Below are 9,193 nucleotides of genomic sequence, written 5' to 3' on the forward strand. Positions count from 1 at the left end.
AAGGCTGGCCCTATGACTGTCGCTAGTTGGAAGCTACTACTATTCCAAGTGGCAGCATTGGTATAGGCACTCACTGGTAGTAATTGCCACATCAAGGCATCACTGGCAGGTTTTAAAAATGCTCGCGCCACACCAGTTAAAAGTAAGCACAGGTAAACTAAGGAAACCGCACCTCGACTATAGGAAACAACACCTAAAGCCAAAGAGCAGCATACTAGTAGAATTACTGATAATAAAACAGTGTGCTTGCGATCGCGGCGATCGGCAACGTCTCCAGCAATCAAAGTTAAGACAATCATCGGTAAGACTTGCGCCAATCCTACCCCACCTAACACCATTGCTGAATTAGTGCGTTCGTAAAGTTCCCAGCCAATGGCTACTGTCTGCATTTGTGAGCCTGTAAATAAAAGCACACGTCCTATGGTAAACAGGCGATAATCTCGAAATCTCAAGGCTGCGAAAGGATCGTGTGATGCAACATCAGTCTTAGATACAAGGTTTCGTTTGCTTGAAGACATCGGCAAAATTCAAAATTAGTCAATAGTTAATAGTCAATAGTCAACGGAGTTTGTAACTACATTGCCACCCGTGGATAAAGTTTGGCGCAGATGATAGTTAAGGTAATTAATGTAAATAAGAGGATAGTAAAGTCTGTACCAAAACCGTAAAGACTTGAGCCGTGGACTAACATCGTATCCCGCAAGGCATCAACTTCATAAGTCAAAGGATTGATGTGGGAGATAAATTTTAACCAGTTGGGCATGAGTGATACAGGATAAATGGCGTTACTAGCAAAAAACAAGGGCATGGTTAATAACTGCCCAATCCCTGTAAATCTTTCTCTAGTTTTCACTAAACAACCAATAATCAGTGAAAATACACAAAAGCTCGCAGCTCCTAAAAATACAATCAACAATACTTTGATAAAAGCTAGGGGATGCAAATTTAGTTGTACACCCAGGAAGATAGCTAGCCCATAAATAAAAATAACCTGGGAAAAGCAGCGTATACTAGCAGCGATCGCTTTACCTAAAACCATTGCTGCACGGGGTATGGGACTAGTTAAAAGTTTCTGTAAAATCCCTAAATCCCGTTCCCAAATCAGAGTCATACCTCCTGTAAAAATAGCTACAAAAAGCACGCTCTGTGCCAGAATTCCTGGTGTGATGAATTCTAGGTAGGGTAGATTGCCGGTGGGAATAACACGAGTACGATTGAATACCTGCCCAAAAATCAATAGCCACAAAGCAGGCTGTACAGCCCGAATGACTAAATCACTGGGGTCATGTCTGAGTTTCCGGACTTCCAGTTCTGTCACTACCAGGGTTTTACTGAATAGCCTGTTGATAGTCACAAACAGATTTTTGGGGTGAGTAAATCTTGTTTTAGCCCAATCTCTGGCTATTACGTCTGGTTCTGGCGATTTCACGGTAGCTCACTCCTGATACTAATTGATTACCTGCGTAGTGAATAAACACGTCATCTAAAGTTGCGTCTGGTTTACCGATGGCGGCTTTTAATTCTGTGGGTGAACCAGTGACAATCTCTTTACCCCGGTTCATAATGACGACGCGATGACATAAACTGTCAGCTTCTTCGAGAAAGTGAGTAGTTAAAAATATGGTTGTACCGTAGTCAGTGCGTAGTTGTTCGACTAATTCCCAAACTTGAGTACGCGCCACAGGATCTAGTCCAACTGTTGGCTCATCTAAAAACAAAATTGGCGGCCGATGTAATATGGCTTGGGCTATTTCTAATTTGCGAATCATCCCGCCAGAATAGTTTCTCACTAAGCGATGGGCTGCTTCTTGTAAATCCATGAATTCTAAAACTTCGTGAATGCGCTGTCGTCTTCGTTGGGCGGGAATGTCATACAGTTTGGCAAATATCAACAGATTCTCATAAGCTGTGAGACTACCATCAGCTGATAATGCTTGCGGTACGTAACCAATTACTCTTCTAACTTCATTCGGTTGTTGACTTACATCGTACCCCGCCAGGGTAGCGCGTCCTGCACTCGGTGGTAATAAAGTCGTCAACATTTTAATGACTGTACTTTTTCCTGCACCATTTGGCCCCAGCAAGCCGAAGACTTCACCAGAAGCTACAGAAATATTCAGAGTGTCAACGGCCGTAAATTGAGCAAAGCGGCGTGTCAGTTCTTGGGTGGCTAAAATGACTTGATTGGCAGGTTTAGCTGATATTGCAGGCCAATCGTCTATTCTTCCTGTTAGTTTTGTCACAAGTAGAATCCACTTCTGCGGTATATTTAGATATTCTAAATATTAGCTTGACATATATTCTCAGAAAGTCAAGTATCTGGAATAATTCTGACTTTTCACGGGAGATAGAAATGCTACTGTTCCCTCATTGGAATTGGTATTACAGCCCAAAACCAAGGTTTTTGGAACACAAAGTCAAAAACCCACACTTGTCAGGATGGGTTAGGTGAGATTTGAATTTACTGACAGTCATACCAATTCGCAATTCGCAATGGACTTCGTCCCGCTTCGCTAACGCAATGGACTAACGTCCCGCTACGCTAACGCAATTAAAAAACTTAGATGCAGCAAAGCTTTTAGGGTTTACGTCTGTATCAAGGTTTTCGTGAATTGGTATCACAGCAGAATAATTTTCCAATACCCCTAAATAATTTAACCGAGTCCCATACCGTCGTTTTCAGACACTAATAATCTCCCTTCACCTTCATAAACCCAAACATAACCTTCGCCGCCACCTTTACCAAAATGTCCTAATTTGCGATAGTCTTCTTGAATTCCACTAGTGAATCCTTTGACGAAATCATAGTCAGCAATCACAGTTTCGCCTCTATGAATCTCAATAATCTTAGTAGTTGCACTTGTTCCTGTGACGACTCTAGCGTGCTGACCATTTAAAGCTTTAATGGCAATTCTCCATCGCCCATCACTAGAACCAGCCATTTGGCGAAACTTTAATTTTTTAGTTCCTAAAATCACGTTATCAGAACAAAATTGGAATATGCCATCATCAAATTCCCACTGTTCTTGTTCTGATATATCAATTGCTGTGTAATGTAAAAATTGACCTTTACCTCTAGGTTCAAGGTAGACATTACCACTACCTTTATAGACGGGAGCATTGTAATCAACCTCCGTCATTAAAGACACCCAAACATCCCTCAAACGATTATCAGTCTTGTACACACCATGTGTGAGTTTACCAACACATCTGTGTAAAGCACCTTTTTGAATTACTACCCCAGAATTTTCCAGTCTGATTTCAACTTGCTGTACAAAAGGAATATTTTTAGTAGGATGATAGAATTTATTGGTCTCTTTATTAATATTATTTTGCAAGTACCATAAATCCGTCGGTTCTAAAATCTTGACTTCATATTGCATAGTTTTATCTTGCTCAAATTGCAGATGCTGTACTAGATTGTTTAAAATTTGAAATCACGTTTGAAGATTGTTGGTAAAATCTATTAAAGTTTTCTTCCTCCTATCTGCTGAAAGTTTTCCCTCCAACATATACCTCAAGCTGGATTATAAAATCTCAGTAACTACATTTAAATAAATATACGGAGAGAAAAATATCCTAGCAATAATATGGAAGTATTTGTCCGACAAATTTATATATTTAGTGAGAAATTGACTAAAATTAAAACACTGAGATAATTGTTAATTAATTACTACTAATAAGAAACAATGCGGTTTAATGACTGGGCAACTAGGGTGATATTAATTTCTCTAGTGTTAATAGCTTTGAGCGTCACTATATTAATTGGGGAAGCCAGAAAACTCAAAACTGAAAGCACAGCATCACCACCGGATGCGATCGCCTGGAGTCAATACCCTCCAGCCAAGTTACAATCTCATCCCATACCCGTAGCAAAATCGCAAAATCTGCTCCAATCTCCTACAAAACCTCAACAAAGTCCACCTAAATACGCAACTACAGTCGCTTTTGCCAAATACAAACCCAGATATCTCGTTGCAGCCGTAGATCCTAGTAACTATGGCGTAAGATACACTACAGATATCAATGGCGTACCAGTCAACAATCAACCGATCATCGTTATTCATGAAACGAGTAATAGTGCATCTAGTGCGGTGAATTTCTTCCAAACACCCCATGAGGATGAAAACGTGCAAGCGAGTTATCATGCGATCGTCGCCTTAGATGGGACTGTGATTTATCTTGTACCGCCTGAATATCGGGCTTTTGGTGCAGGTAACTCTGTGTTTGTGGGTGCAGATGGGGAAGAGACTGTGCAAACTAACGCCAATTTACCCCCCTCCGTCAATAATTTTGCTTACCATGTTTCCTTAGAAACACCCCCAGACGGACGCGGAAACAATTTTTTAACAGCCCATAGTGGTTACACAGATGCCCAATATCATGCTTTAGCTTGGTTAATCGCTCAAAGTCAAGTTCCAGGCGATCGCATTACCACCCACAAAGGCGTAGACCGTTCAGGACAACGAGTTGACCCCTTAAGCTTTGACTTTGATAAGTTTATGACTTTACTAGATACCTATCGTCAAGTAAGCCCAGTTTATCGGACAAAGAATGAAACTAGTGATCACCCCACGTAATTTACTCTTGTTCTATCTCAGATGCAGATAAGCCTGTCAACTTAACTACCTGTTCTAGCGTCATTCCCGTTTCTAGTAAGTTACGTGCAGTTTGTCGTAACTGTGATTGAGCATTGTCTGCGCGTTGGCGTTCTTTTTCTTCAGGGGTTGGAAGTAATTCGCCTGCTAAGTTTGCCCAACGTAACCAAGTTGCTTCAATTCCTTTATAATTTCCTTGCCAAAGTTGTAATCCTAACTGTAAAGATTGACTCACTAACTGATTTTGATTATTGGGGTTGATGGATAGATAAACGCCTTTTTGTAAGGAAAACCCCGCTAAATCATCAGAATTAAACGGGTCATACCAGAAATATTCCGATACACGCATTTGATTTTGATAAATCAGCATTTTCTCATTTTTATCTGTTGAGGCTGTGCTTGGTGAGAGTAACTCAATCACTACATCCGGTGCTTTCCCCTCTTCCCAAACTACCCAACTGCGTCGTTCTCCCTTGGGTACTCCCAGCACAATAAAAAAATCTGGCCCTTTAAAATCTTTGTTGCGTACCTGCGCCAGACTGTAATAAACAAACATATTACCGCCGACAAACCCATCCTCCCGTTGTTCTAACCAAGGGATTAAAGCATCAATTAACAAGTCCATTTGGGCTTTGTGGCGCGCGCTTTCCATTGGTACACCGTCATCATAGGGTAATTCTAGTTGAGTGGGTGGGAGTTGAATATCTGGTGCAGCTAGGGTAGTTTCTGACATAGCTTTTCACCTATAAAGTGCTGAAGTGCGATCGCGGTTATTTCTTATGTTAATTAAAAGGCCAGTCAGTAAAAAGAAAAGAGTTTTTACCTTTTGCCTTTTGCCTTTTGACTGTTACCTTTTAATTACCCTATTCGCTGATTGTCTTAGTAAAACTATAGATTTTCTGTGTCTCCAAGCGATCGCCCACTGTAGATGGTAAGTTTCCATCTGGTATTGCTTGTCTATCTAGCTGGATTTGCAAGTTAGTTAAGGGATCACTACCACTAGAAATCAAAAATTCTAGCTTTTGAACATAAGGTATGGCGGCTAAGTTATCCAGAATTTGCGAAATGGCTTGTAGATAGGGATGACCAGCTTGTTGATACCAGTCGCTAGCTGCGACTGTTGGTTGGTCAAAACCCAAATGTACCGTTAATGATGGTTCGTCGAATAATGCGATCGCTAACGGACGGGCTTCTTCCTGCAACAATAAATCATAGCCTCTGACTAAATGCCGTAATTTTTCTAGGCGTTCGTAGCGTTTTGTTACCAACTGCGGGTCATCTTGCCAATGAATTGCTACTGTCACCAAATAGGTCTGTAACAGCATATGACCCAGTTTTTTCGCTTTAGTCGCCAAGTAATACGAATTGTAATCGTTACTTTCAATTAACAATGGCACGCGATCTACAACTTCTAAGCCATAACCTTTCACCCCAGCAATTTTACGGGGATTATTGGTAATCAGACGAATCTTTTTCACACCCAAATCCATCAGCATTTGCGCCCCCATTCCATAGTCACGCAAATCGGCGGGGAATCCTAGACGCTCATTTGCTTCGACGGTATCCAGTCCCATATCCTGTAAGGAGTAGGCTTTGAGCTTGTTAATCAAGCCAATTCCGCGTCCTTCTTGGCGCAGGTACACCACCACACCTTGACCTGCTTTTTCAATCATGTTCAAAGCGGCTTGTAACTGCATCCGACAATCACAACGCAAAGAACCCAACGCGTCACCCGTGAGACATTCAGAGTGCATCCGCACCATTACAGGCTCATCTTGAAAGTTAGCGGGATCGCCTTTGACAATGGCAACGTGTTCTGTGTTATCCAAAGTGTGGCGATAGGCGTAAATATCAAACTGACCGAATTGACTAGGTAGGCGAGTCACCACTTCGCGGTATACCAAGCGATCGTGTTTGAGGCGATAACTAATTAAATCGGCAATGCTAATAATTTTCAGGTTATGGTGTTGGGCGTATTCGATCAACTGCTGTAACCTAGCCATTGAACCATCGGGGTTTTGAATCTCGCAAATTACCCCTGCTGGATATAATCCGGCTAATCGTGCCAAATCCACAGCCGCCTCCGTATGTCCGGCACGCTTGAGAACACCGCCAGCCCTCGCCCTTAAGGGGAAAATATGCCCAGGACGACGTAAATCTGAAGGTTTGGTGGCTGGGTTCAGAGTCACCTGGATGGTACGGGCGCGATCGTCGGCAGAAATTCCAGTAGATACACCTAAATGGGGACTAGCATCGATACTGACGGTAAAAGCCGTTTGGTTAGGGTCTGTGATGTTTGTCACCATTAATGGTAAATCCAGTTCATCCAGGCGATCGCCTGTCATGGCCAAGCAAATTAACCCTCTGGCTTCCACCGCCATAAAATTAATCATGTCAGGGGTGGCAAATTGCGCCGCACAAATTAAATCGCCTTCATTTTCTCGATTTTCATCATCTACCACGACAATGGCGCGGCCAGCCTTGAGGTCTGTCAAGGCAGCATCAATAGAATCAAACATAAAAAAGAGTTGGAAATAGGGTGAGGGAGTTAGTCTAGGTTTGTCAAAATTGGCTGCGAATACCCACTTTTTAGGGTTTAGACAGAGATATTAATTTATAGATACTTAGGTCTTCTGCCTGCTTCCCGTTGCTTGAGGTGGGGAATAAATCAGGAGTGATATTCGATCTGAAGTTGTACACAGTGTTAACTTGTAATAGTAAATTTTTTTAATAATTTCTTATTGTAGATTGTAGCTCCTTTGTGCAGCAGAGATATAAACTAGCAATGTTTCGTTGACATAGGGAAAATTTTTGCCTTGGGTAAAAATGTAGAAGCTGACGACGTATTACTACTGTTTAGTCTGTTAATTGGGAATTTTTTAGGTTCACCTTCCCGGAGGGAATTTTAACTTGCTTATGTACTTGTTTTATATGGTATTTTGTCAGGTTCGCCTCTGGTAGCTAGTAGTTCATTGATAACGACAGATTAACCAAAAGCGAATAAGGATTTGAGATCATGGGTAATTTCAGACGCGTACCCGTTGGCATTGTTGGCGCGTCAGGTTATGGCGGAGTACAACTAGTACGGTTACTAATGGAGCATCCAGAGGTAGAACTAGTTTATTTAGGTGAAGAAAATAGTACAGGTAAAGCTTTTACGTCTGTTTACCCCCATCTGACTAATATGGTGAAATTGCCCCTAGAGGCAATAGATCCAGAAGTCATTGCCCGACGCTGTGAGGTAATATTCCTTGCACTACCAAATGGTTTAGCTTGCCAGTTGACACCAGCATTAATAGAGAAAGGGTGTAAAGTTCTGGATTTGAGTGCAGATTATCGATTCAAGAACTTGGCAACCTATACCAGTTGGTATGGTAACGATCGCAGCGACCATCATACAGCAAATAATGCCGTGTATGGTTTACCAGAACTTTATCGCGATCGCATTGCCGATGCCCAGCTTGTTGGGTGTCCTGGTGCTTACCCCACAGCTAGTCTTTTAGCACTTCTGCCCCTATTTAAACAGGGTTTAATTGTTCCTGAAACTGCCATTATTGACGCTAAATCCGGCGCATCAAGTGCAGGTCGGGAAGCCAAAACACACCTGTTGTTAGCAGAAGCCGATAATTCTCTATCTGCCTATAGCGTTGCCCGTCACCGTCATACTCCAGAAATTGAGCAAATTTGTAGCGAACTAGCAGGACATGAAGTGACAGTACAGTTTACTCCCCACCTTGTACCGATGGTGCGGGGAATGTTAGCAACAGTATACGCCACACTCCGCGATCCTGGTTTGGTGGGTGATGACTTAACTACAATTTATAAAGCTTTTTACCGTAATTCTCCTTGGGTAAAAATTTGTGAAACAGGCATTTATCCCCAAACCAAGTGGGCAAGCGGAAGTAATGTTTGTTATATCAGCATAGAAGTTGACCCGCGTACTGGACGAGTGATTGTTATGTCAGTCATTGACAACTTAATCAAAGGCCATGCGGGTCAAGCAATTCAGTGTCTCAACATCATGATGGGTTGGGATGAGACATTGGGTTTACCCAAATTGGGGTTTTATCCGTGAATGGGGCATTGGGCATGGGGCATGGGGCATGGGGCATTGGAAGATAAATCTCCCTTGCCTCCCTTGTCTCCCTTGTCTTCCTATTCCCCAGTCCCCAGTCCCCAATCCCTACTTCGGCCCCAAACCAACAGCCCCAGCATACACGGCGCGATCGCCTAGTTCATCTTCAATGCGGAGTAGGCGGTTATATTTGGCTACCCTTTCACTACGACACAGTGAACCGGTCTTAATTTGACCTGCGCGAGTGGCAACGGCTAAATCAGCAATTGTGGTATCTTCGGTTTCACCAGAACGATGGCTAATGACTGACCGGAAACCGTTCCGAGTCCCTAAGTCAATGGTTTCCAAAGTCTCAGTCAAAGAACCAATTTGATTGAGTTTAATCAAAATGGCATTCCCGGCTTTTTCTTGGATACCTGTTTGTAGACGGGTAGCGTTGGTCACAAACAAGTCATCCCCGACTAACTGCACTTTAGAACCAATCTTTTGGGTGAGTAGTTGCCAATGTTTCCAGTCTTCT

General features: G+C 42.5%; 9 protein-coding genes and 1 pseudogene. 2 read left to right on the forward strand and 8 right to left on the reverse strand.

All coding sequences use genetic code 11. The features are described 5' to 3' along the window. The 4 genes from CV014_RS29185 to CV014_RS29200 form a co-directional block, all read right to left on the reverse strand. On the reverse strand, positions 1-518 hold a 518-nt coding region (locus CV014_RS29185; protein ID WP_236145202.1), incomplete at its 3' end, for an MFS transporter. Positions 519-574: 56 nt separating this feature from the next. Next, the gene (locus CV014_RS29190) at positions 575-1,429 is read right to left on the reverse strand and encodes an ABC transporter permease (protein WP_236145203.1); all 855 of its coding nucleotides are present in this window, start codon (positions 1,427-1,429) and stop codon (positions 575-577) included. Further along, positions 1,386-2,243, reverse strand: a complete 858-nt coding sequence (locus tag CV014_RS29195) for an ATP-binding cassette domain-containing protein (protein WP_103138829.1) — start codon at positions 2,241-2,243, stop codon at positions 1,386-1,388. Before CV014_RS29195 ends, CV014_RS29190 begins: the two co-directional genes overlap by 44 nt. A gap of 411 nt (positions 2,244-2,654) precedes the next feature. Continuing rightward, positions 2,655-3,383 (reverse strand): AIM24 family protein, encoded by a 729-nt coding sequence (locus CV014_RS29200; RefSeq protein ID WP_236145204.1) that lies wholly within the window; start codon positions 3,381-3,383, stop codon positions 2,655-2,657. Between the two features lie 306 nt (positions 3,384-3,689). Between CV014_RS29200 and CV014_RS29205 the strand changes: the two genes are divergently transcribed. Continuing rightward, entirely contained in the window at positions 3,690-4,580 is an 891-nt protein-coding gene (locus CV014_RS29205; protein ID WP_236145205.1) for a peptidoglycan recognition protein family protein, read from the forward strand. 1 nt (position 4,581) lies between these two features. Here the strand turns inward: CV014_RS29205 and CV014_RS29210 are convergent, their stop codons facing one another. After that, a complete protein-coding gene (locus tag CV014_RS29210) occupies positions 4,582-5,331 on the reverse strand; it encodes a Uma2 family endonuclease (RefSeq protein ID WP_236145206.1) in 750 nt (249 codons plus the stop codon). Positions 5,332-5,461: 130 nt separating this feature from the next. Further along, on the reverse strand, positions 5,462-7,117 hold the full coding sequence (gene ribBA / locus CV014_RS29215; RefSeq protein WP_236145207.1) for a bifunctional 3,4-dihydroxy-2-butanone-4-phosphate synthase/GTP cyclohydrolase II: 1,656 nt from the start codon (positions 7,115-7,117) through the stop codon (positions 5,462-5,464). A gap of 497 nt (positions 7,118-7,614) precedes the next feature. Between ribBA and argC the strand changes: the two genes are divergently transcribed. Next, a complete protein-coding gene (gene argC, locus CV014_RS29220) occupies positions 7,615-8,673 on the forward strand; it encodes an N-acetyl-gamma-glutamyl-phosphate reductase (RefSeq protein WP_236145208.1) in 1,059 nt (352 codons plus the stop codon). Here argC and CV014_RS30290 read toward each other — a convergent pair. Next, positions 8,647-8,778 carry a hypothetical protein gene (locus tag CV014_RS30290; RefSeq protein ID WP_268964965.1) on the reverse strand — a complete coding sequence of 44 codons (132 nt, stop codon included), beginning with the start codon at positions 8,776-8,778 and terminating at the stop codon, positions 8,647-8,649. The genes argC and CV014_RS30290 overlap by 27 nt on opposite strands. A gap of 3 nt (positions 8,779-8,781) precedes the next feature. Beyond that, positions 8,782-9,193: pseudogene (gene eno, locus CV014_RS29225) on the reverse strand (phosphopyruvate hydratase); the annotation flags it as partial.

Source organism: Nostoc sp. CMAA1605 (genome assembly GCF_021596505.1).
In the GTDB taxonomy this organism is placed as follows: Bacteria; Cyanobacteriota; Cyanobacteriia; order Cyanobacteriales; family Nostocaceae; genus Trichormus.

Bases quoted from the DNA above. Each gene is read 5' to 3' on its own strand.
- argC (WP_236145208.1), top strand. From the start codon at position 7,615: ATGGGTAATTTCAGACGCGTACCCGTTGGCATTGTTGGCGCGTCAGGT.
- CV014_RS29210 (WP_236145206.1), bottom strand. From the start codon at position 5,331: ATGTCAGAAACTACCCTAGCTGCACCAGATATTCAACTCCCACCCACT.
- CV014_RS29205 (WP_236145205.1), top strand. From the start codon at position 3,690: ATGCGGTTTAATGACTGGGCAACTAGGGTGATATTAATTTCTCTAGTG.
- ribBA (WP_236145207.1), bottom strand. From the start codon at position 7,117: ATGTTTGATTCTATTGATGCTGCCTTGACAGACCTCAAGGCTGGCCGC.
- CV014_RS29200 (WP_236145204.1), bottom strand. From the start codon at position 3,383: ATGCAATATGAAGTCAAGATTTTAGAACCGACGGATTTATGGTACTTG.